This window comes from Vibrio sp. YT-16, assembly GCF_033337405.1.
GTDB classification, from domain to species: domain Bacteria; phylum Pseudomonadota; class Gammaproteobacteria; order Enterobacterales; family Vibrionaceae; genus Vibrio; species Vibrio alginolyticus.
This window is the reverse complement of the sequence record NZ_JAWOQQ010000005.1, coordinates 187,030-208,409: the sequence shown is the minus strand read 5'-3', so window position 1 is coordinate 208,409 and position 21,380 is coordinate 187,030. Positions and strand designations below refer to the sequence as shown.

Below are 21,380 nucleotides of genomic sequence, written 5' to 3'. Positions count from 1 at the left end.
AACGGTATGGGAGGTTAAATGATTTGTGGCACTCGAAGTATTAATCATCAAAGCGCTTTTTCGATTCTCACCGCGACGTCTTCAGATACCCAGCCTTTCCACAAGTCAGGGTAGGTATTAAAGAAGTAAAACATCGCTTCTTCACCGTCCGCGTAGTTATCTTCCATCCAGGCCAGCATTTCACTCATTTGCTCGTTGGTAAATCCGCGTTTCTGCAAGTACGCGAATGCTTGGGGTTCTTTGCTCGCAAACGCCTCAGTTGTTACTGTGCGAACTGGAGAAGGTGGGTACATTGTTACTTTTGGTGAAGCGCAATCAGGCTGAGTGGTACAGTTGCGATACTCTTCTAAATCTGTTCCGCTACCAAAATCCACTTTGACCATATCATACTTGCCCAATACGGGGGTCGGTGACCAGTAGTAACCAAACCAAGGCATTTTGCGATCATAGGCTTTGGCGATGGTGCCAGCTAATGCTGCGCCAGATCCTGGGTCAACCATCTCAAAGCCGTGCTCACTTAACCCTAATGCATTAAACAAGTGACCGGAGGTGATTTGGCATGTCCAACCAGCAGGGCAGCTATAAAACGCGAACTTGTCATCATCCTCTGGGTGTTCAAATAGTTTGGCGTGCTTGATGACGCCTTCTATCGTCGCGAGTTCTGGATACTGTTTTACCAGATAGGCGGGAACCCAAAACCCTTCTTCACCACCATTGACAAGCGATTCACTAGCGATGCGCAAGCGTTTATCCGCAATCCCTTTATCAAGTGCTTCTTTAATGCCGTTTGTCCATAACTCTGGCGCAACGTCAGGTTGCCCCTTTTCAATCATTGAGGTGCCTGTAGGAACGCTATCACCAGGGATCAATTCCGCATCACACTGGTAGCCTTCATTTAAGACAAATTGGTCGATGTGCGCCATTAAGCTGGCCGAATTCCAATTCATGTCTGCGATGGTTATTTTTCCGCATTCGTCCGCATTTGCATGAGTAGATAATGCTGATAGCAGCAGAACAGAGAGCATTGAAGGTGTCGTCTTCATGTGACTGAATTTCCTTGTCGTTGTCATTTACTTCAGTATATACATCGGTTTATAAAGATTCAGTGAACAAGTTTTTTTCAGTGACGTTAAGCATAAAAACGGTGATTTATGAAGCGTTTGGTGAGAGGGGTTTAAAGGGCGTTAATACAGCAAGAACACTCCTTCGTAGCCGCCAATCTCAATATGAGAAACATAGTCGCCGATGTTACCGTCTTGATCTACAGGTCGCATAGGCTCTGGAAGTGCGATAGTTATCTTCGGTGAGGAGAAGTAATCGATATTTTTGCCAAAGAAATCAGTCCGATACAGCACTCGGCCTTTGGTGAATTCGCGGGCTAACACCATCTCTGTAGGGCCATGCATCACTACCGTATCGTCTGAGTGATACGCAAAGTACGTATGGGTTGGTAACAAATCGATAGCGCCATTAGGCAAGTCAGGATGAGCCACTTTGCTCATAGAAGCATCTCCAATCACCGTGTAATCGGCGGAATAGGGCGTGCTGGTGGACATCATTAGCGGAGTCGCCTGATACCCATCTGGGATTTGATTGGTTGGCGTACCTAAATCGATGGCAAGCAAGGTGCTAGGTTGATAAGCAATATTCTTTGGTACGCCTGCCTTCCAGAAGTTGTCACTTGTTGTGTTATTACTTCCATATAAGTAGCCATTGTTCCACTGATTAAAGTAACTGCGCTCAGGGTGATAGTTTAAGTAGAACACCGCTAGTGCAGAGTATTGGTCCTGTTTCCAATTGTTTTCTGTGTTACCAAAGTATTGAACGCGACCATAACGCGTGGTCGCTTGATAAATCACTTTCTGGCCCGCTTTGGCGAGTGCAGAGTTATCCCAAAATGTAGCCAAGCCAGCATAGCCACTAAAGCCGGTAGCAGGGAAAAGGTAGTGCTCGCGCAAGTACAAGGAGCCAGCGTTAACCAAGTGGTTTTGCCCATTACGACCGAATAAGTTTGCCGTACCTATGTTGAGGCCAATTAACGCATCTTCATCCAGCGTTGCCAGTTTATTCAAGAACGCCGAGAATTGCGCTTTGTAAGCATCGTCAGCAGCTTGGCTACCCGCCACCAAACCAAGTTCATCCACTGTGCCTCCGGAATATATGTAGAACTGATTTGCACCGAGTAACTTATTCGTATCGTCGTTGTACGCACCATTTAAACCTTGTTTCGCCCATTCAGCTTGGTAATAGTGGCGCATTGTATTGGTAAAAACGGGATTACCGAGATTGGTCAATGCCCAAGAAGAGGTTTGATTCCACATACGACCAAATGGAATAACCCGTGACTCCCAACGAAATCGGGCCGTTGCATTCTTATTCGAACGGTTTTTGTATTCATTCCAAGAAAGATAATTGTCTTGGTTTCGATCTGCAGATTTGTCGAAGCCACGAATTTTACGCCAGCGTTGAATGGTTTGACCTTCCGGTGTCTCCGTTGGTGCTCCTGAGATATTGACGGCAGGGAAGCTATTTTTGAGTTGAATGTTTTCGAGACGTGGGCGGTTTTCTATGTTGTCGTCATGCAAAGTAATTTTCGCAAAGTAAAGGCGGCCGCCGTCGCGTAAAAAGGTGGAGCCAAAGTACTGACCGCCACCATAAGTTTTTCCGCTACCATCATGCGTTGTAGCGCGAACCCAATCCAAAGGAACAGACCAGCTTACTGTTTGGTTTTTAGTCATGCTCTCAGTTTTGTCTTTTTTAATCGCGAAGCTTTTCCATTCAGTTACCTGACCAAACGAGTCGATAGCAGAAGGGTATTCAATCGTAAAGCTGCCACCCTGAGCAAACTGAGAAAACGTAAAAGTTAAGCGGTCGAACTTCTCTGAGTGATAAACATAGAGGGCACCACCATTATTCGCCTGACCGAATACATCAGCATCCCATGGCGGTGGTTGATATAGCCAAAAACCGGCGTGGTCAGCACTAGCCGTATAACCAACAATCATCGGTTTTCGATTGAGTAATGTATTTTCACCATGGCTTGAGTCGACTTCAGCTAGGATAGTGTCTTCAGAAAAGTGGAGAAAGAAATCTTCGTAGTCAATTCCATTCAGTTCTGCTTGGTTACGTATATCGTTTTCAAGCCAGCTTGAGTTCATGTCGAGTTTTTGGTTGTACATGTAACCAAGTGCTTGTACACGCTCATTATGACTTTTACTTTCGTAAGCGCCGAATACGATATCAGCATAATCCAGTTCCCACTCACGTGTAGCCACAGCAGAGATAGGCTTATCTTGAAGATCAATACCCTGTTCATGCAATCCAGGTAACACGATTGATGTTCTACTCCAAACGCTGGGTATAGAAAGTAAGCTCAGAGAAGCAAGTGCAATGAGAGAAAAACAATGCGACTTCAACATGGGGTTATCTCACTTATACTTAGATGACTCGAATTAAGGGCCAGAATACAAAGAGAAATTATAGTCTATTCACAAAGTCCTAATCAGGAACCCGCCGATAGAAGGTTTTACCGTAAATCGAGGGGGAAGCCCGGCAAAAATGAGAAGGTCTGCGTCGGGTGTAGTACGTTCAAAGACTCAAAATTCCGTCTACACAAGCACAAAAGTAACCAGAATTTTAACCTTGTTTCGATTGCCATCATATTGTTGGATTTTCATCAACAATTTCAGTTAAAACCAACTGATTAAACCAGTCATATTCTCTGTTGTATTGATTGCTTATCATACAAAAATTTAACAAAATTAATTTTTATACATTTTTATTGCATAAAAAATCCTTTTGAGTAATATAAATGCCAAGTGACAATTAATGCGGTATGTCAGCATGACTATTCAGGTAAGCGGAATCAATAAATCCTACGGTGAGACACAAGTGCTTCACGATGTCAGCTTTAAGTGTGAAAGCGGCGAAACACTGGTGTTACTCGGTCCGAGTGGTGCAGGGAAGAGCTCTCTACTACGTGTTCTTAACCTTCTTGAAGGAGCGGATAACGGCCAGTTAAACATCGCTAATGACGCATTCGACTTTTCAAATGAAATCAAAGAGAAGCAAGGTTTAGCGCTTCGTCGTAAAGTGGGCATGGTGTTCCAACAGTACAACCTATGGCCGCATATGACAGTGATGGAGAACCTGATTGAGGCTCCGGTAAAAGTCGCTGGCATGGATAAAGAAGAAGCGAAGAAGCAGGCAATGCAAATTCTTGCGACGCTGCATTTGGCAGACAAAGCGGATGCATGGCCGATGCAACTTTCTGGTGGTCAGCAACAACGTGTGGCGATTGCTCGTGCATTGATGATGAAACCGGAAGTCTTGCTTTTTGATGAACCGACCGCTGCGCTTGATCCGGAAATTACTAACCAAGTCGTTAAGATTATTAAAAATTTAAGCGAAACCGGAATTACACAAGTAGTTGTGACGCACGAAGTGGATTTCGCCAAGAAAATCGCTAGTCACGTACTGTATTTAGAAAAAGGACACATCGTTGAGCACGGCACAAATGATTCGTTTTCTAACCCGCAAACCGCCCAGTTTGCTGACTACTTAAATCACTAAATCACGTTTTTAAAGTTCAGTCTATTTAACAGATAAGCTCGGCTGTCATTGCGAGTGTCAGCCCACTAAGTACACACGGAGTATTGCAATGAAAAAGATTCTACTAGCTTCACTAATCGGCCTTTCTTCTGCAACTATGGCGGCAAACGCAGCAGCACAAGAAGAGATCAAATTCGCGATGGAAGCGACGTACGCCCCATTCGAATACATGGATGAAAACAACCAAATCCGAGGTTTTGATGTGGATCTGGCGAATGCACTATGTAAAGAAATCGAAGCAAAATGCACCTTCCACAACCAATCTTTTGACAGCCTGATCCCAGCATTAAAATTCAAGCGCTACGATGCGGCAATCTCTGCAATGGACATTACTGAGGCGCGTTTGGAGCAAGTGAATTTCACGAATGCATACTATGACAACTCAGCAGCGTTTGTTTCTATCAAAGAAAAAGTGGCTGATCAAAAAGCACTAGAAGGTAAGCGTGTTGGTGTTCAAAACGGTTCAACACACCAAAGTTACCTGATTGAGCAAATGCCAGGTGTAACTGCGGTTCCTTACTCAAGCTACCAAGACGCATTCATCGATATGAAGAATGGCCGTATTGATTCTGTATTCGGTGACACAGCAGTCGTAGCGGAATGGTTCAAGAAAGAAGACAATCTAGCATACGTGGGCGAGCACGTAACCAACCCTAAATACTTCGGTAACGGTTTCGGTATCGCAGTAAACAAAGGTAACGACGAGCTAGTGAACAAGCTGAACACGGCACTGAAAACAGTGAAAGCGAACGGCGAATACGACGTAATCTACAACAAGTACTTCGGTAAGTAATATGGCACTAACGGGTTACTCTTTATCGCTTGTTCAAGCTAGTTGGATGACTGTCCAGCTAGCCTTCACAAGCCTTTTAGTCGGTTTGATTCTGGCAGTGGTATTCGCCAGTGGTGAAATGTCTCGCCGCGTTTTCGTTAAATGGCCAATGACGGCGTTTGTGACGATTGTACGCGGTTTGCCAGAAATCCTTGTCGTGTTGTTTATCTATTTTGGTTCGACGCAGGTTCTGTTTTTAATCACCGGCGACTTTATTGAAGTTAGCCCGTTCTTGTCTGGCGTGGTGGCGTTGTCATTGATCTTCGCTTCCTACGCTTCTCAAACTCTACGTGGCGCATTGAAAGCCGTTGGAAGAGGGCAGAGAGAAGCAGCAAGTGCACTCGGCATCAGTCAAGCACACGCTTTTGTTCGCATTGTTTTGCCACAAGCAGTAAGACACGCACTACCAGGTTTAACTAACCAATGGTTGGTTTTGCTGAAAGATACCGCACTTGTATCACTGATTGGCGTAACGGATTTGTTGAAGCAAGCGCAGCTAACATCTGCAGCGACGCATGAAGCGTTTACATGGTACGCGACCGCTGCGGCGATTTACTTAGGCATTACTTTGATTACACAACGTGCCGTCAAACTGATTGATAAGAAGTTCTCAATTCAAGGTATGAGCATGGGACAGGAGGCAACCGCATGAACGAACAACACGTTTGGCAAATGCTGGATGGCTTAGGCACTAGCCTCCAATTGACCGCCGCTTCCTTGGTTGTGGGCTGCCTCTTAGCTTTGATGATGACGCTGACTCTGATCCTACGTACTCCGGGTTTGCATTGGGTAAGTCGTGGCATCATCACCTTGTTTACTGGTACACCTTTGTTGGTACAGATCTTCTTGGTGTACTACGGTCCGGGTCAGTTTGACGCAGTAAGAGAAAGTGTATTCTGGACATGGTTAAGCCAACCTTGGTTCTGTGCGATGTTAGCGCTAGCACTCAATACCGCTGCATACAGCACTCAGTTGTTCAAAGGAGCGTTTAACGCGATTCCTTCTGGTCAATGGCAAGCGTGTCTTGCATTAGGTATGAACAAAACCGCAACGCTGAAAGTGCTGCTACCATACGCTATTCGTCGTGCTGTTCCTGCTTACTCGAACGAAGTGATTTTGGTCTTCAAAGGCACGTCACTAGCAAGCACGATTACGATCATGGATCTGATGGGTTACGCGCAGCGTATTAACGCACAAACCTACGATACGTTGACGGTATTTGGTATTGCGGGCGCATTCTACTTAGCAGTAAATGGTGTGCTAACTCTCATTTTCCGTCAGGTAGAGAAGAAAGCATTGGCGTTCGAAGCTGCATAAACCTTCAATCAACACTCAATTTAGTTCCACAGTGCCTCTGCAAATGACTCTCTTTCAGGGGCATTTTTTATATTCGTTATGGCAAATCCCTCAAGTTCCACCAAACTTAATTCAATGCAATTGTATTGGTGGCACCATGGAAAGAAGACACTTTTTAGCGCTGTGGACATTGTTGTTCGTACCCTCTTTAAAAGCGACGACACCAATGCGGCCGACGCCAGCACAAACAGAAGGGCCATTTTACCCAGTAGTGGATATTCCTCTTCGTCAAAACTTGATTCTACAATCAGAAGGCTTGGTCGGTGAACCTATCGTGTTGCAAGGCAGAGTAGTAGATACATCGGGAAACCCTGTCTCAGGCATCAAAGTAGAAATCTGGCAATGCGATGGGCAGGGGATTTACGATCATCCTAAGCAACCAAATAACGATAAGTTTGATGCTCACTTTGCAGGTTTTGGCGCGGTAAAAACTCAATCGGATGGTCGCTACTTATTCCAGACTTTGTACCCCGTGCCTTATGCCTCTCGTCCACCGCACATTCACGTTAAGTTGTGGCGGGATAACCAAGAGCTTCTGACCACTCAGTTGTACTTAAAAGGCAATACTGGTGATGAATGGTGGGGTGGCAAAGCCCGAGATTATCTACAGTTTGAAACCATACGAACCGACGGGCGATTAACTGGCCAATTTAACTTTGTGATTGGCTAGCTAATCCGGTTAAGCCATTAACTCAACCAATTGCGCCAAGCATTCTTTATCCAGTATCGGATGAGGCTCGACGCCCGTGACCAAAACGATATCCACGGAAGGTAGCGATGGCATATCGTCTAAGATCTTAAGATCCTCGCTAACGCTAATACTGCCCATCGCACCGATAGCCATGCCTGAACGTACAATTGCTCGTTGTGCAGAAGCCGTATTGCAACATGCCAGTAGTTGATAAGGAGTGCCACGTTTGGTTAATCCGTCTACTGCTGCCGCATGGTATTTACAGTCGGTTTGGAATAGGGCGAGAGGGAGAGGTTGGGCGTTCTCAATGTCAAAATCAGGATGAGCAATCCACACGCCTTTGTCGCTCGCTAGCCAATAACCTTCTTCACTATCCGGTGCTCTTGTCACAATAGCGGCGTCTAGCTTTCCTTCATCGAGTTTCTCTCTCAAGGTGATGCTTGGCTCACTGAAGACTTGAATTGAACATGTGGGCTCAGATTGCTGTAATACGCGGATGACTTTAGGCAAGATATTGTCGTTGTAATCCTCTGGGCAACCTAAGCGAAGAGGGCGCTTGTTTTCATAGCGCCTCACTTGTTTCAGTGCTTGATTGTGCAAGCTAACCAATTGCTCTGCGTGAGAGCGTAGTGCCAACCCCGCTTCACTTAAGACAAGATTGCGACCTTCTTTTTCAAACAAACTGACGCTGAGTTCGTCTTCTAGCTTACGCATTTGCGCACTGAATGCGGATTGGGTGCGATTGATCTGCTTGGCTGCACGAGTGAAACTGCCCGTTTCGACAAAAGCCAGAAAGCTGCGTAACGCATCGATATCCATATCTAAAACTCATCCATCGTTTTTGTTGAAGTGTTCCATCAAAACTATCCGTTAGTCCCCTTAAATACAATCAGATATTGTGAATGGGTACTCAAAACACAAACCGCATGGAGGCGTCATGAAACTGTTTATTGCTAACCAAAACTACTCAAGCTGGTCACTGCGCGCATGGCTGATCTTTTCTCAATTCAAACTAGATGTCGAAGTCACCAAGCTCAAATTATTCACGGAAGATTTTTATAAGACCTTGGAAGGTATTACACCAACCGCGAAAGTCCCTACCTTAGTGGATGATGACGCAACCGTGTGGGATTCATTAGCGATTTTGGAATACGTTAACGAGCAATACTTACAAGGCAAAGCATGGCCAAGTAAGTCTGCGGAACGGGCTAAAGCACGCGCCATCGCATCAGAAATGCATTCGGGTTTCTTTAACTTAAGAAGCGAACTCCCAATGAACATCCGCGCACGCAGAAAAGTCGATCTAACGGAGGGGGCACGTAAAGATATTGCTCGTATTGACGCCATTTGGGCAGAGCAAGCAGAACTGCATCCAAACGGTTGGCTATTTGGAGAATGGTCGATAGCGGATGCTATGTATGCACCTGTGGCATTGCGTTTCCAAACTTACGGCATCGAGTTATCGGAAGGTGCCAAAGCTTACCAACAAAAGGTGCTAGCAAGTGAATCTTTACAGCAATGGTTGGAAGAGGCGAACCAAGAAACGGATATCGTAGAAGAAGATGAAGCAGGGGTAGAAGTATAAGCGCATCTTGCGATCGCCTGTAGCAAGGGAAAGCATGACAAAGCACGCTTTCCTCTTCTAGGATGGTTGTAGTTTCCGGCGCGTTTAAGCTAGGTGTTCAACAATCGCTCTGCCTACGCCGTGTGCGCTCGTTGGGTTTTGACCTGTGATGACACGATCATCCACAATTACAAACTCTTGCCATGGTTGCACTTTAGAGTAGCGCGCTGCGCCACGAGCAAGAGACTCTTCCAATAGGAATGGGATGTCGTTGATGGTGCCGAAGTCGATCTCTTCTTCGCGAGTGAAACCTGTTACTGATTTAGACGCAAGCAGCTTTTCGCCATTGCTAAGCGTGATAGGGAGAAGAGCGCCTGGACCATGACAAACTGCTGCCACAATACCGCCATCTTCATAGTGTTTTGCAGAAATCTTGGCAAAATCTTCGTTGCTCGCTAGGTCTGAAAGAAGACCAAAGCCACCCGGATAGAAGATCGCATCGTAGTTGTCACCGTTGATTTGTGATACTGGAATCGTGTTGTTGATGCGGTTCTGGAAATCATCATCCGCTAAGATTTTCTCGTTGACTGCGTCGCCTTCGATGTCGGTTCCGTACAGTGGTGCTTGCCCGCCTTTGATAGAGGCAATGTCGTAATCGAAGCCTGCACCTAGTAGCTCGCTAAGCGCATGAGTGAGCTCTGGCGCGTAAGTTCCGTTTGCTTGGTCAGTTTCACCAAGGGTCGCATGGTTCGTCACAATGATGAGTACTTTTTTCATGATGGTTTCCTTTTTGGCTTACGTATATTTGTTGAACACCTTCATACTAATTGCTAAACAAATAAGTGATAATATGATTAATTGGCAAAACATTATTGCTATATAGCAAAGGTAAGTATGGACAGTTTTGAAGGCATCAATGAGTTTGTTACGGTTGCTGAGAGCTTAGGGTTTTCTGCAGCGGCAAAACAGTTAGGTTGCAGTACCAGTCACGTCAGTCGCCAAGTCACAAGACTAGAAGAGAGATTAGGTGTCGCTTTGTTAGCACGTTCGACAAGAATGGTGAGTCTAACGGAAGCGGGGCAAGCGTATTATCAACAGTGTAAAGAGTTGGTGATTGGGCTTCAGCAAGCCAATGAGCAACTCACCACGCAGCAAACTCAATTGAGTGGTACGTTACGTGTGAGTGCCGCTGGTGCGTTTTCTGAGAACCATGTAGCGCCTGCCTTGATGGCGTTTGCCAAGCAACATCCTAATCTCACGGTTGAAATTAACTTCAACACCAGCATGGTCAACTTTATTGAAGATGGTTTCGATTTTGCCATTCGTTACGGCAGGTTGAGTGATTCAGGCTTGGTTGCGAGAAAGCTGGTGGATCGTCCCATGGCAGCGGCAGCCAGTCAGCGTTATCTCGATGAACATGGTTTGCCAACGCACCCAGAGCAACTCAAGCGTCATAGCTGCATTATTGCCAATAAGGACGTTTGGTTGTTTGAAAAAGACGGCAAGCCTTTAGATGGCGTAAAAGTGCAGGGCAGATGGAAGAGCAATAACGCACACACGGTCTTGCAAGCCTGTGCAGAAGGATTAGGTGTGGCGTACTTACCGAAGAGCAGTTTCAACGATGCTATTTCGTCTGGTCGTTTGGTGCCAATACTAGAGCCGTATTGGGGAAGCGGCAACAGCAGCTGGATTGTTTATCAGAATCGTCACTTTCTACCACTACGAGCGCGATTGGCTATCGACTTCTTGCTTGATCATTTTGTCGATTGGCAGGAGTAATGAGGCTCTGCCAATCGGTTTGTTTATCCATTTGTTAGATCGTCAACATACTAACGTATCTACATGTTTTGATAGCTTGGTCCGCCGCCACCTTCTGGTGCTTTCCACGTGATGTTTTGCGAAGGATCTTTGATGTCACAGGTTTTGCAATGAACGCAGTTGGCGGCATTTATCTGAAACTTCAACTTATTGTCCACTTCCACCACTTCGTAAACCCCAGCGGGGCAATAGCGCTGACTCGGTTCGTCATACATACCTAAATTCACATCAATTGGAATGTGAGGGTAAGTCAGAACAAGGTGACAAGGTTGATTCTCTTCGTGCTGTGTTCCCGACAAAAATACCGACGAAGGCTTATCAAAACTGATTTCACCATCTGGTTTTGGGTATGCAATTGGGTGGCACTCTTGTTTAGGTTTTAACTGCTCATGATCGTGCGAATAGTCCTTGATAGACCAAGGTAACGGCTTCTTAACCAGTGGTTGCCACAGGTTGTGTTCAAAAGTCGAAAGAGCACCACCAAGTATGCTGCCAAACTTATGAATGTTCGCGCCAAAGTTACGCGTTTCGGCGAGTTCGTCATACAACCATGATGATTCAAACAACGACTGGTAGTCTGGCTCAGAAGCTCCAGTTTGTCGGGCCGTATGTACCGCTTCTGCTGCAATGATTCCGGACTTCATTGCTGTGTGGCTGCCTTTAATTTTTGCGACGTTCAAAGTCCCCGCATCACAACCAATCAATAAACCGCCAGGGAATTGCTGTCTCGGCAGAGAGGAAAGCCCACCTTTCGCAATGGCTCTTGCGCCGTAAGCGATGCGCTGAGCACCTTTCAAATGTGGTTCAATAGCAGGATGGTGCTTAAAGCGTTGAAATTCGTCAAACGGACTCAAGTAAGGATTGCTGTAATTCAAGTCGACAATAAGCCCGACGGCGATTTGGTTGTTCTCCATGTGATAGAGAAAACCGCCGCCTGTAGTATTTGTTTCACTCAAGGGCCAGCCAGCGGAGTGGATAACACTGCCAGATACATCCTTACTGTCAGTGGGTAACTCCCATATCTCTTTTAGGCCAAGCGCGTAGTGCTGTGGTTGCTTTCCTGCGTCTAGGTCGAACCTTTGAATAAGTTCTTTACCCAGATGTCCGCGACAACCTTCAGCAAAAAGGGTGTATTTTGCCCTTAGCTCGATACCTGGTTCAAAGTTAGGTTTGGCCTGGCCGTTCTTATCTAGTCCCATATCGCTCGTGTTAATGCCTGTCACGGCGCCAGTCTGATCATAATTGATGCTTGCAGCGGCAAAGCCCGGAAAAACTTCCACCCCAAGATTTTCTGCTTGGTTAGCGAGCCAACGGCAAAGGTTGGCAAGGCTAATTACGTAATTATTCTCGCCATTTATCATTGGACGCGGTGTAAGGAAGTGGGGAACGCGAATATGGTTTTGTTCAGTAGTAAGATAAAGGAAATTATCTCGTTGAACCGAGGCTGCTAGCGGGGCCTCCATTTCTTTCCAATTGGGGAAAAGCTCATCTAAGGCACTAGTTTCAAAAACAGCGCCAGATAAAATATGTGCGCCCACTTCTGAGCCTTTTTCTACAACGCAAATTGAAAGTGCGTCACCTTCACTGTCTTGGTTGAGTTGAGCTAGCCGACAAGCGGCGCTTAAGCCTGCAGGTCCGGCCCCCACGATCACGACATCAAACTCCATGCATTCTCGTTCCATCTTTATGCTTCCTTTCTATTATCGTCATCTGCGTGACAGGTTTTGGTTTCTATACAGAAAACTATAGCTCAGTTGACGTTAACGTGAAGTGGACTAAGCTCAAGTAATGGATCTGACGTGTTATATGAGGCATGACCATGGAAGACCGACCATTAGCAACACTTGTGCTCGCAGAGCATGACAACCAATCGTTGGCTGTAGGGACGCTGTGTGCAATTAAAGCGGCATTTGAGATTAAGGATGATGATAAATCGCTTCCTGTTTCTGTGTTGCTTATTGGATATCAGTGCCAATCAGTTTTGGATGAGTTGAATTGCGTTCAGGGTGTTGCAGAAATTATCTGGGTTGATGCGAAGGGATATGAACATGGATTAGCGGAAAATATCGCACCTTTGATCTCACAAGTAGCCAAAAACTACTCACACATTCTTTCTCCTGCCAGTACATTTGGTAAGAATGTGATGCCTCGTGTGGCGGCGTTGCTTAATGTTGGTCAACTTTCTGACGTGATGACAATCGAGTCTATCGATACGGTGATTCGTCCAATTTATGCTGGAAATGCATTGGCGAGAGTCACGTCGAATGATCCCTATAAAGTGATGACCATAAGAAGTACGGCTTTTGATGCCGCAGAGCTATCTGACACGCCAGTTGTCCCTAAGCTTACTCAAGTCGACACGGTGATTATCAATAAACTTAGTGAGTTTGTTTCGCAACAAACGCCAGAAAGTGAGCGACCAGAATTGCCAGCGGCTAGAGTAGTAGTGTCGGGTGGTCGTGCATTCGGGAGTAAAGAGAAGTTTGTTTTAGTAGAACAATTGACTGACAAGCTAGGTGGAGCGGTAGGGGCGTCACGAGCGGCGGTCGATGCGGGCTATGTGTCTAATGACCATCAAGTCGGGCAAACCGGCAAAATTGTTGCACCGGAGTTATACATTGCCGTCGGAATTTCTGGCGCGATCCAGCATTTGGCGGGAATGAAAGATTCCAAGGTGATTGTTGCAATTAATAGCGATCCTGATGCGCCTATTTTTGACATTGCTGATTATGGATTGGTCGGCGATTTGTTTGTGGTAATGCCAGAGCTGTTAGAGAAGCTGTAGATATAGTCTTGCTTCCTAAAACAAAAGGCTTCCGGACTGGAAGCCTTTATCATTTGATTTTTATAAGTTACTTTTCGCTCGGACGTTGCAGGTGCTCTGCAAGTACTTTCGTAAACCTTGCAGCTTCACCACCAGTACAAGCGCGATGATCAAACGTTACGGATAGCGGCATTGCTTTCACCGAAATTGCTTGACCATTTCTTATCACAACTCGGTCGAGTATTCGGCCCGCACCGACAATAGCGACTTGTGGCGGTGTGACGACAGGTGTTGCGTAAATACCGGCAATCGCGCCGAAGTTGGAAAGCGTAATCGTTGCGTGCTGCAATTGCTCACGACCGATTTTTCTCTCTCTGATCCCTTCAACGGTTTGATCGAGCCAACGACGAACATCTTGTGGCTCGTATTCATCTGCGTGGCGCAAGACTGGTACGTACAATCCATGACGGCTATCTACTGCAATTCCTACATTGACCGTTGTGTGTACACAGCGTGTCATGGTTTCGGCATCAAACCAAGCGTTTAAAGCAGGCTCTTCTTGACACGCATGAACAATCGCTTGAACAAGGCGGATACTGATATCTTCGTTTGGCAGCCAATCTTCCAACAACGCTTCTTCCGTAATGGTTACGGCGGCAACATGTTCGTGCGACTCGGTCATAGACGATACCATGGTACGTCGAGCGCCTTTCAAAACTTCGGTGCCTGGACGCTGTTTTCCGGCTTCGTCGTAAATATCGGCATCTACGATAAGTCCGTTCGGGCCACTACCTGACACGAGGTTAAGATCTACCCCAAGTTTTTGTGCCAACAAGCGAGCCGAAGGCAGGGCGGTAACGAGGTTACTTTCTGTCGTGTTGTGGTTGCCACCAATCCAGAAATCATCAACGTTTACATGATGCGCTTGGTGAGAAACGCTGCCGACGACGGTTGCGGCGTCAGCAGTGGCTTTTTTCTCTGCCGTTACTTCTCTCCCGGCACCTGTTTCATCAATCTCTAGCAGTAATGCACCAATATTGACGATTTCACCTTCCTCACCATGACGGCTGACCACACGGCCCGAATAAGGGGCAGGGACGTCTACCGTCGCTTTTGCTGTCTCTACGGTTAAGATCACTTGATCTAATTTAACCATGTCTCCGACATTAACGTGCCATTTCACAATTTCTGACTCAGCGAGACCTTCACCGAGATCGGGTAAATTAAACGTCTTCATTTCCAATCCTCCACGAGTTCGCGCGCCGCGGTCACAATGTCTTCTTCCTGAACCATGAAATAATCTTCGTTACGGTAATAAGGCATAATGGTGTCCATTCCAGTTACTCGTTTAGGTGGGGCTTTAAGTAAGCACATGGCGTGTTCAGCGGTTCGAGCTAATAGCTCAGAGCCCACACCACAAGTTTTACTCGCTTCATGAACAACGAGTAAACGTCCAGTTTTTTCTAGTGAGCTGAAAATCGTCGCGGTATCAATTGGCTTAATACTCGCCAAATCAATCACCTCGACTTCAATTCCCTGACTAGACAAGGTTTGCGCGGCCTGAAGTGACTCTACGACGCATGCGCCCCAAGTAACGAGCGTGATATCTCGCCCCTTGCGTAAGGTGAAGCAGGTGTCGAGTGGGAGTGCTTCGCCGTTATCAACGACTTCAGATTTAACGGTGCGATATATGCGCTTCGGTTCGAAGAACATGACGGGATCATTGCTTCTAATTGCAGCGAGAAGTAAGCCGTATGCGCGTTGTGGAGAAGAAGGAATCACCACTTTAAATCCAGCAGTGTGAGCAAATAACGCTTCCACGCTTTCTGAGTGGTGTTCCGGAGCGTGGATACCGCCGCCAAATGGCGCACGGAAAACCGCGGGACAAGTGAGCCGACCGCGAGTTCTGTTACGCATTCGAGCCGCGTGGCACATTAAGTGCTCCATCGCAGGAAAAACGAAACCTTGAAACTGAAATTCGGCGACAGGTCGTAATCCTTGCGTTGCCATACCGACCGCAACCCCGCCGATTAAGGCTTCAGCGAGTGGCGTATCGATGACTCGTTTAAGACCAAACTCTTGCTTGAGTCCAACAGTGGCACGAAATACACCACCATTATCGCCCACGTCTTCACCTAATACGACAACATTGGGGTCTTGTTGCATTTCGTGGTGCAGGGCAAGGTTTACTGCTTCAACCAACGTTAGCTCAGCCATGTCTGCCTCCCTGCATTCTCATTGCCTTGTTGATGAGTTCATCTCTTTGTGCATGAAGCTCTTGAGGTAGCGATTCATACAAATAATCGAAACCGGTTTCTGGTGCTTGTGGCGGTAAGCTCAGATAGCGTTCAACAGCTAACTCTACTTGCTCTTTACAGTAATCTAGCCATTGCTGTTCTTGTTCGTCGCTCCAAGCGCCTTGATTAAGGAGGTACGTTTTAAGACGTGCGATAGGTTCGTATTGCCATGCAGTTTGAACATCATCTTCTTTACGATAACGAGTCGCATCATCGGCCGTAGTGTGGTCACTCAGTCGGTAACTCACCGCTTCGATGAGTGTTGCACCTTTCCCTTTTCTTGCTCTCTCAAGGGCGGTTTTAGTTGCATCATAAACGGCGACGACATCGTTACCATCGACAGTAATACCCGGTATACCTGCACCTTGCGCTTTTTCTGATAAGAAATCGGCGGCACATTGGAGACTACGCGGCACTGAAATTGCCCACTGGTTATTGTTTACGACGAAAACAAGTGGAATATTCCAAGTACCTGCGCAGTTTATTGACTCAAGAAAGTCCCCTTTGGATGTACCACCATCGCCGCACATGACTAGCGCAGCTTCATGGTTACCTTGAATTTTTAGCGCGGAAGCCACCCCGACAGCATGCGTACATTGCGTCGCTATGGGTACACAGTAGGGAAGGTCTCGGCTAGGAACCGGACTGCCTTCAGGAGCAAAATCACTCCCGCGCTCATCGCCACCCCAGTATTGAAGGTTCTTTTCCATGCCAATGCCACGACACCACATCGCAGGCATATCGCGGTAGTAAGGAACAAACACATCATCGGCTTTAAGTGCTCTGCCGACCGCAATGCCTATGGCTTCCGCGCCTAAGTGTGAGGGATAGGTCCCTAGCTTACCGGTGCGTTGCAAGGCAACTGCTTTGTTGTCGTAAGTGCGAGTTAATACCATATCTCGGTAAAACCCGACCAATGTTTCAGTGTCAGCCCAGTTGGGTAGTTGGCCGACTAGGTCCCCACGATGGTCGATAAACCGATGCATGGGTAATGCCTGAACGTTCATCTCAAGCTCCTTTTGACGCTGCGGGTCTTTTGGACTGCAGCTGTTCATACAAAACCAGAGTTTGTATGGGTACTCAAACTCTGATATCAGCGCAAAGGCCATACCTAAGGTTGCGTGTGCTTTCGATAGCGGTAGGCATCTGTTCGTCCCTTAAACTATTTGTCGATAACATCGCTGCGACTATTTCACCGCAAGATACAGAGAAAGGCTTTTCTGTATCTAACCCTCTAACTAAATCGTGGTATAGCCAGATACAATAAGTGTAAACAAATTGTTAAATTATGCTTCATTTTGACTTTCGCTCAGTAGTAAAGTTTTGCTTACACCCTGATTTTGCAGAGTAATATGCTGCTATTTTGTTGGTGGTATTTTTAAACTCGAATTTAATTACTGGTTAATGAAACATATTTGCAACAAAATTTGGCTGTAAAATTTGACAAAGTGAGTCATTATTAATGAATCAACTCAAACAGTTGCTATATGATGAATTGCAAATTTTTGTTGTGCTCGAAGCCTCGACCTTATGAGAATGCATAACTTCTTCCCAACTGAGTGGAATCAAGGTAGGGTGACGGCATTACAAATGTATACCCTCGGCAGTCCTTGAGCTTATCCAAAGTAGGTGGTGCTCAAGCGGAAGTGATTATGGAGAAGTTATGTACCACGCTCATGTTTATTTTCCCCTAAGAGAACAAGATAAAGCGCAAGCCTTGAACGAGATCATCCGTCAAGAGCGTCAAGATGTGCTGCGTGTGTTTCCATTAGTTGGAAGGTTAGTTGGCCCACACAAGATGCCGATGTTTGAAATTCACCTAGAATCATTGAGTGAAGAGTTCTTGGCGTGGCTTGATACGATTCGAGGCGATTTTTCTGTGCTTATTCACCCAGTAAGCGAAGAAGAGTTGCTCGATCACACAGAACGCGCGATTTGGTTGGGCAGAGAGATTGGTGTATTTGAAGAAAAGTTAGAGAAATAGTTGCTCTTCTCGCCCATGCATGACCGCTTTGAATCCTTCTCTTCTCATTGCGGTCGCAGCTTCTGCTTAACGCCTCATCTTCATTGATGGGTGCGGAATCCCTCTCTTACGCTTTGCTGTAGTTATTTTTGTGCTAAACCTAAAAGTAGGCTTTCGAACTTCACGCACAAAGCGTGAAAATGTTGCTGTTTAGCATGCCATTAAATGAATTTTGGTGGTAATAAAATAATAAGTCTTTGATAAATCAAATAGGTATAGCAGGGAAGTGCAGTTTACGACCCCAACGCCATTGGCAGTGGCGCCGATAATTTATGAGGGGGAAGGGTATGTTTTCAATACTCTTGGTTATACTTGCACTCTATATATTTTGGCTGTTGTTTCGCAACGGGCCTGCGTTTGCCGGGCGTACCGCTCAAAAAAAACGTGACTGGGTTGGGCCTACCGCCAACAAAGAAGAGTGGCGAGGATTTTGTACGGATGTATTTCAGCCGTTCAGTTCTCAAACGACTTTCTACGCCATTGCTTATTTTGCCAATTACGTAGCAGCAGCGAACGCAATATCTTGGTCAACGATATACGAAGGCGATTATCCGGTCATCATAAGCCGATTTGGTAGCTACTTCATTTTAAGCACGCATGATGCACTGGTCGTAGCTGGGTTTATTGCGCTTGCTTTCTTTATCATTAATTGGCAACTTGCCATGCGCTGCTCTGGTATTCTTAGCCAGTATCTAGTGCGGATTCTTATTATTAATCAAAAGCGCTTTGTCGCGATTAGCTTGGTGTTTTGCAGCTACTTTTCGTACCTACTGACGCTTGGTATATTCTGGCTGTTCCATGATGGGTATTCAATCTGGCATGGATTAATGCTTAGCCCCGTGTTCCTGTTGTTAGCTTTATTGGTAGCGGTTGTTGTGCCATCTGCAAAAAGAGAAAATAGTGTACCTAAGTAATCCCGAGATGGTTTGTTCAGCGGGAATAGTTTGGCTTGTAGACTAGGTGGTGATGTAAAGGACTAGCGAGTCTAAATCACGAAGCGGTAACAAAGTATACGAGCCGAGATCTTTACTTCATCAGATATTTGGATGGCTTTGGGGCGTTTACTTAAGCAAGGTAGGCTGCACTTTTAACTCGATCAGATTATCACGTTCTGGTTTAGCCTTATCGAATGACAAAATAAAGCTGCAATTCGATAACCCTAGACAAGATGATATGTCTTCGTAAAAGGGGGAAGTGTTCGTACTGGGAACTTAGAATTAAAAAACGCGGCCAAAGAATAGCCGCGTTTATTAGAATAAGAGATTTAACTTTCTGTCACAGGTTCAGAGGCTTGTTCAGCGCTTGAATCCACAGCTTTTACAAGTAGTAGACCAACACCTCCGACGATGGCACCACATAGAATAAACACTAAGCGCCCCCATACTGGGTTAGGTAGCAGAGCCATAAACATGACACCTATACCTGCGACCGCGATAAGTTTACCCAGCATTTGACGTTGCTTGTTATCGAGTTTTCTCTGTGCCACTGATTCCGCTACAAGAGGCGTTGATAGGTTTTCAAAGAACTTATCGACATCTGCTTGGCGTTTGTCAGTTAGAGGCTTGTAGAATAGAGTCGACAACATGAAGAAGCCACCAGTTAGCGTCATGTGTCCGATTAGACCTATTGCTACTTTCACATCAGACCATTCTCGGCTAGTCAACTCCTCAAGGCCAAACGCCGATGACACCATATCAGCTGTGATAACAAACCCAACAAGGTAGGAAACGATGCCACCCACGACTAGAGTTCCCCAACCGGCCCAGTCTGGAGTTTTCTTGATAAAGAAGCCTAAAAACGCTGGAATTGTCATTGGGAACCCGATGAGCGCACCAACGTACATCATAGTGTCGAATAGACTCAGACCTTTTAGAGAGTTTATAAACTGCGCGATTAGAATAATTGCAACGCCAAATACCGCCGATGTTGCTTTAGAAACTGCGACTAGCTCTTTCTCTGATGCTTGGCCTTTACGAACGATCGGTTCATAAAAGTTCTTTACGAAAATACCTGAATTGCGGTTAAGACCAGAGTCCATAGAGGACATCGTAGCAGCAAACATTGCAGCGACCAGAAGTCCAACCATACCTGCTGGCATGTATTCTTGAACGAAGTATAGGTACGCGAAGTCGCCTGCTTTGTTACCAGCATCTGGATAAGCTGCCGCTAAATCAACACCTTGGCCTGCAATATACCAAGAAGGCATGAACCAAATGAAAACTCCACCCAACATCAATACACATGCTAGCAAAGCTGCTTTTTTTGCATTTTTAGAGTCTTTTGCAGCTAGGTAACGGTAAGAGTTCAACATATTGTTTGTAATAGAGAACTGCTTAACGAAGATAAAGAACGCCCAAATACTAAAGATGCTTAAGTAGTTCAGGTTGTTACCTGCAACAAAGCTGCCACTTTCTGCGACTGGGAAGTTAGAGATAATTTCAGTAACTCCACCACCTTGAACAATAGCAACGGCTGCACATGTGATCGTTACCGCCATGATGATGACCATTTGCATGAAATCGGAGGCGATAACCGCCCAAGAGCCGCCAGTTACCGACATCGCAAGTACAACTAAACCGGTAATCCAGATGGTTGCTGTCATATCAAAACCAAAAATACCTGAAGCTATAATAGCGAGGGCGTTAAGCCATACACCTGCAGAGACAACACTGTTTGGCATCGAAGACCAAGTAAATACTTGTTCGTTTGTTGTACCAAAACGCATACGAATGGCTTCTATGACAGTTACGACGCGTAACTGACGAAATTTCGGTGCAAAGTAAGCGAAGTTCATGAAGTAACCAAACGCGTTTGCAAGGAAAATAATAGCGACAGCAAAACCGTCATTGTAGGCTTTACCAGCGGCGCCAGTAAATGTCCAAGCAGAGAATTGAGTCATAAACGCCGTTGCTCCAACCATCCACCAAAGCATGTTGCCGCCACCTCGGAAGTAGTCGCTTGTAGTACTAGTAAAAGTTCTGAACATCCAACCTATTGCGATTAAGAATAGAAAATAGATGCCCACAATGAGAGTATTGAGTTCCATCTTTAGACCTTTGAAGTAGTTTATTGTCCTAAGTAATAGTAACGTTCGCTCCTCTTATTTGTAGTACAATAACTCAAAACCGTGACCAGTAAGGCGTAATAAACCCTTTAATTAATCATACAAGTGATCGGTGTCAGATATTGCTTTTCTCTGAAGCTGCTAAAAGTGTCGAGTTTAGGTATGGGTTCTATGAATATACTTATAAAGAATCTTAAGTCCTCTAATAAGAATGGACGCGGATTTATGCATATCTGGCAGAGGGATATAACATCGATTGATGTAGGATTGTTAAAAAAAAGCCCATGCAAGCCTGTACTGCATGGGCCAAACGGTACTAGTACCGCGAGCTGTCGGCTGAAGTTCGCAACAGCGGCTTTA

The 21,380-nt window shown here is 45.8% G+C and carries 20 protein-coding genes; 11 read left to right on the top strand and 9 right to left on the bottom strand.

Annotated features, from left to right (window positions below; translation table 11 throughout):
- Positions 1 to 47: 47 nt before the first annotated feature.
- The gene (locus R7F07_RS11520; protein WP_005375798.1) at positions 48 to 1,043 is read right to left on the bottom strand and encodes an ABC transporter substrate-binding protein; all 996 of its coding nucleotides are present in this window, start codon (positions 1,041 to 1,043) and stop codon (positions 48 to 50) included.
- A 141-nt stretch (positions 1,044 to 1,184) separates the two neighbouring features.
- Positions 1,185 to 3,419 (bottom strand): hypothetical protein, encoded by a 2,235-nt coding sequence (locus tag R7F07_RS11515; protein WP_171342553.1) that lies wholly within the window; start codon positions 3,417 to 3,419, stop codon positions 1,185 to 1,187.
- 424 nt (positions 3,420 to 3,843) lie between these two features.
- Here R7F07_RS11515 and artP point away from each other — a divergent pair, with 424 nt between their 5' ends.
- The 5 genes from artP to R7F07_RS11490 all read left to right on the top strand — a co-directional run bounded on the left by artP (position 3,844) and on the right by R7F07_RS11490 (position 7,469).
- Positions 3,844 to 4,572, top strand: a complete 729-nt coding sequence (gene artP, locus R7F07_RS11510) for an arginine ABC transporter ATP-binding protein ArtP (RefSeq protein WP_301338061.1) — start codon at positions 3,844 to 3,846, stop codon at positions 4,570 to 4,572.
- An 88-nt stretch (positions 4,573 to 4,660) separates the two neighbouring features.
- Positions 4,661 to 5,404: an arginine ABC transporter substrate-binding protein gene (locus R7F07_RS11505; protein ID WP_171342555.1), complete on the top strand. Its 744-nt coding sequence runs from the start codon at positions 4,661 to 4,663 to the stop codon at positions 5,402 to 5,404.
- A 1-nt stretch (position 5,405) separates the two neighbouring features.
- Entirely contained in the window at positions 5,406 to 6,095 is a 690-nt protein-coding gene (artQ, locus tag R7F07_RS11500; protein WP_005388570.1) for an arginine ABC transporter permease ArtQ, read from the top strand.
- On the top strand, positions 6,092 to 6,760 hold the full coding sequence (gene artM / locus R7F07_RS11495; RefSeq protein ID WP_171342556.1) for an arginine ABC transporter permease ArtM: 669 nt from the start codon (positions 6,092 to 6,094) through the stop codon (positions 6,758 to 6,760). The genes artQ and artM overlap by 4 nt, the downstream gene beginning before the upstream one ends.
- Positions 6,761 to 6,896: 136 nt before the next feature.
- Positions 6,897 to 7,469 carry a protocatechuate 3,4-dioxygenase gene (locus R7F07_RS11490; RefSeq protein WP_064369201.1) on the top strand — a complete coding sequence of 191 codons (573 nt, stop codon included), beginning with the start codon at positions 6,897 to 6,899 and terminating at the stop codon, positions 7,467 to 7,469.
- Positions 7,470 to 7,478: 9 nt separating this feature from the next.
- On the opposite strand, the gene R7F07_RS11485 is transcribed toward R7F07_RS11490, so the two are convergent.
- Positions 7,479 to 8,309, bottom strand: coding sequence for a LysR family transcriptional regulator (locus R7F07_RS11485; protein ID WP_042521063.1), 831 nt, complete (start codon positions 8,307 to 8,309; stop codon positions 7,479 to 7,481).
- Positions 8,310 to 8,427: 118 nt separating this feature from the next.
- On the opposite strand from R7F07_RS11485, the gene R7F07_RS11480 reads away from it, so the two are divergent.
- A complete protein-coding gene (locus tag R7F07_RS11480; RefSeq protein ID WP_033906965.1) occupies positions 8,428 to 9,075 on the top strand; it encodes a glutathione S-transferase family protein in 648 nt (215 codons plus the stop codon).
- Between the two features lie 84 nt (positions 9,076 to 9,159).
- Here the strand turns inward: R7F07_RS11480 and R7F07_RS11475 are convergent, their stop codons facing one another.
- The gene (locus R7F07_RS11475) at positions 9,160 to 9,831 is read right to left on the bottom strand and encodes a type 1 glutamine amidotransferase domain-containing protein (RefSeq protein ID WP_054576772.1); all 672 of its coding nucleotides are present in this window, start codon (positions 9,829 to 9,831) and stop codon (positions 9,160 to 9,162) included.
- 117 nt (positions 9,832 to 9,948) lie between these two features.
- On the opposite strand from R7F07_RS11475, the gene R7F07_RS11470 reads away from it, so the two are divergent.
- Positions 9,949 to 10,833, top strand: coding sequence for a LysR family transcriptional regulator (locus R7F07_RS11470; protein WP_042521059.1), 885 nt, complete (start codon positions 9,949 to 9,951; stop codon positions 10,831 to 10,833).
- A gap of 59 nt (positions 10,834 to 10,892) precedes the next feature.
- Here R7F07_RS11470 and R7F07_RS11465 read toward each other — a convergent pair whose 3' ends face one another.
- On the bottom strand, positions 10,893 to 12,554 hold the full coding sequence (locus R7F07_RS11465; RefSeq protein WP_054576771.1) for an electron transfer flavoprotein-ubiquinone oxidoreductase: 1,662 nt from the start codon (positions 12,552 to 12,554) through the stop codon (positions 10,893 to 10,895).
- Between the two features lie 137 nt (positions 12,555 to 12,691).
- Here R7F07_RS11465 and R7F07_RS11460 point away from each other — a divergent pair, with 137 nt between their 5' ends.
- On the top strand, positions 12,692 to 13,657 hold the full coding sequence (locus tag R7F07_RS11460; RefSeq protein ID WP_171342557.1) for an electron transfer flavoprotein subunit alpha/FixB family protein: 966 nt from the start codon (positions 12,692 to 12,694) through the stop codon (positions 13,655 to 13,657).
- A gap of 67 nt (positions 13,658 to 13,724) precedes the next feature.
- Here the strand turns inward: R7F07_RS11460 and R7F07_RS11455 are convergent, their stop codons facing one another.
- The 3 genes from R7F07_RS11455 to pdhA are packed head-to-tail and all read right to left on the bottom strand — an operon-like array spanning position 13,725 to position 16,940.
- Positions 13,725 to 14,873, bottom strand: a complete 1,149-nt coding sequence (locus tag R7F07_RS11455) for a dihydrolipoamide acetyltransferase family protein (protein WP_005375831.1) — start codon at positions 14,871 to 14,873, stop codon at positions 13,725 to 13,727.
- On the bottom strand, positions 14,870 to 15,853 hold the full coding sequence (locus R7F07_RS11450) for an alpha-ketoacid dehydrogenase subunit beta (RefSeq protein WP_017634235.1): 984 nt from the start codon (positions 15,851 to 15,853) through the stop codon (positions 14,870 to 14,872). The genes R7F07_RS11455 and R7F07_RS11450 overlap by 4 nt, the downstream gene beginning before the upstream one ends.
- Entirely contained in the window at positions 15,846 to 16,940 is a 1,095-nt protein-coding gene (pdhA, locus tag R7F07_RS11445) for a pyruvate dehydrogenase (acetyl-transferring) E1 component subunit alpha (RefSeq protein ID WP_025998586.1), read from the bottom strand. The genes R7F07_RS11450 and pdhA overlap by 8 nt, the downstream gene beginning before the upstream one ends.
- Before the next feature lie 65 nt (positions 16,941 to 17,005).
- On the opposite strand from pdhA, the gene R7F07_RS11440 reads away from it, so the two are divergent.
- The 3 genes from R7F07_RS11440 (at position 17,006) to R7F07_RS11430 (ending at position 18,870) form a co-directional block, all read left to right on the top strand.
- Positions 17,006 to 17,200, top strand: a complete 195-nt coding sequence (locus R7F07_RS11440; protein WP_127891143.1) for a hypothetical protein — start codon at positions 17,006 to 17,008, stop codon at positions 17,198 to 17,200.
- A 396-nt stretch (positions 17,201 to 17,596) separates the two neighbouring features.
- The gene (locus R7F07_RS11435) at positions 17,597 to 17,917 is read left to right on the top strand and encodes a DOPA 4,5-dioxygenase family protein (RefSeq protein WP_005375836.1); all 321 of its coding nucleotides are present in this window, start codon (positions 17,597 to 17,599) and stop codon (positions 17,915 to 17,917) included.
- A gap of 326 nt (positions 17,918 to 18,243) precedes the next feature.
- Positions 18,244 to 18,870 carry a hypothetical protein gene (locus R7F07_RS11430; protein ID WP_154203902.1) on the top strand — a complete coding sequence of 209 codons (627 nt, stop codon included), beginning with the start codon at positions 18,244 to 18,246 and terminating at the stop codon, positions 18,868 to 18,870.
- A gap of 350 nt (positions 18,871 to 19,220) precedes the next feature.
- On the opposite strand, the gene R7F07_RS11425 is transcribed toward R7F07_RS11430, so the two are convergent.
- Complete coding sequence (locus R7F07_RS11425) at positions 19,221 to 21,002, bottom strand: sodium:solute symporter family transporter (protein WP_031781211.1); 1,782 nt, start codon at positions 21,000 to 21,002, stop codon at positions 19,221 to 19,223.
- Positions 21,003 to 21,380: the final 378 nt, after the last annotated feature.

Excerpts from the sequence above, each read along its gene's own strand:
- artM (WP_171342556.1), top strand. The coding sequence starts at position 6,092 with ATGAACGAACAACACGTTTGGCAAATGCTGGATGGCTTAGGCACTAGC.
- R7F07_RS11470 (WP_042521059.1), top strand. The coding sequence starts at position 9,949 with ATGGACAGTTTTGAAGGCATCAATGAGTTTGTTACGGTTGCTGAGAGC.
- R7F07_RS11460 (WP_171342557.1), top strand. The coding sequence starts at position 12,692 with ATGGAAGACCGACCATTAGCAACACTTGTGCTCGCAGAGCATGACAAC.
- R7F07_RS11455 (WP_005375831.1), bottom strand. The coding sequence starts at position 14,873 with ATGAAGACGTTTAATTTACCCGATCTCGGTGAAGGTCTCGCTGAGTCA.
- pdhA (WP_025998586.1), bottom strand. The coding sequence starts at position 16,940 with ATGAACGTTCAGGCATTACCCATGCATCGGTTTATCGACCATCGTGGG.
- R7F07_RS11430 (WP_154203902.1), top strand. The coding sequence starts at position 18,244 with ATGTTTTCAATACTCTTGGTTATACTTGCACTCTATATATTTTGGCTG.
- R7F07_RS11480 (WP_033906965.1), top strand. The coding sequence starts at position 8,428 with ATGAAACTGTTTATTGCTAACCAAAACTACTCAAGCTGGTCACTGCGC.
- R7F07_RS11475 (WP_054576772.1), bottom strand. The coding sequence starts at position 9,831 with ATGAAAAAAGTACTCATCATTGTGACGAACCATGCGACCCTTGGTGAA.
- R7F07_RS11520 (WP_005375798.1), bottom strand. The coding sequence starts at position 1,043 with ATGAAGACGACACCTTCAATGCTCTCTGTTCTGCTGCTATCAGCATTA.
- R7F07_RS11490 (WP_064369201.1), top strand. The coding sequence starts at position 6,897 with ATGGAAAGAAGACACTTTTTAGCGCTGTGGACATTGTTGTTCGTACCC.
- artQ (WP_005388570.1), top strand. The coding sequence starts at position 5,406 with ATGGCACTAACGGGTTACTCTTTATCGCTTGTTCAAGCTAGTTGGATG.
- R7F07_RS11485 (WP_042521063.1), bottom strand. The coding sequence starts at position 8,309 with ATGGATATCGATGCGTTACGCAGCTTTCTGGCTTTTGTCGAAACGGGC.
- R7F07_RS11515 (WP_171342553.1), bottom strand. The coding sequence starts at position 3,419 with ATGTTGAAGTCGCATTGTTTTTCTCTCATTGCACTTGCTTCTCTGAGC.
- R7F07_RS11425 (WP_031781211.1), bottom strand. The coding sequence starts at position 21,002 with ATGGAACTCAATACTCTCATTGTGGGCATCTATTTTCTATTCTTAATC.
- R7F07_RS11435 (WP_005375836.1), top strand. The coding sequence starts at position 17,597 with ATGTACCACGCTCATGTTTATTTTCCCCTAAGAGAACAAGATAAAGCG.
- R7F07_RS11440 (WP_127891143.1), top strand. The coding sequence starts at position 17,006 with ATGGGTACTCAAACTCTGATATCAGCGCAAAGGCCATACCTAAGGTTG.
- R7F07_RS11450 (WP_017634235.1), bottom strand. The coding sequence starts at position 15,853 with ATGGCTGAGCTAACGTTGGTTGAAGCAGTAAACCTTGCCCTGCACCAC.
- R7F07_RS11465 (WP_054576771.1), bottom strand. The coding sequence starts at position 12,554 with ATGGAACGAGAATGCATGGAGTTTGATGTCGTGATCGTGGGGGCCGGA.
- artP (WP_301338061.1), top strand. The coding sequence starts at position 3,844 with ATGACTATTCAGGTAAGCGGAATCAATAAATCCTACGGTGAGACACAA.
- R7F07_RS11505 (WP_171342555.1), top strand. The coding sequence starts at position 4,661 with ATGAAAAAGATTCTACTAGCTTCACTAATCGGCCTTTCTTCTGCAACT.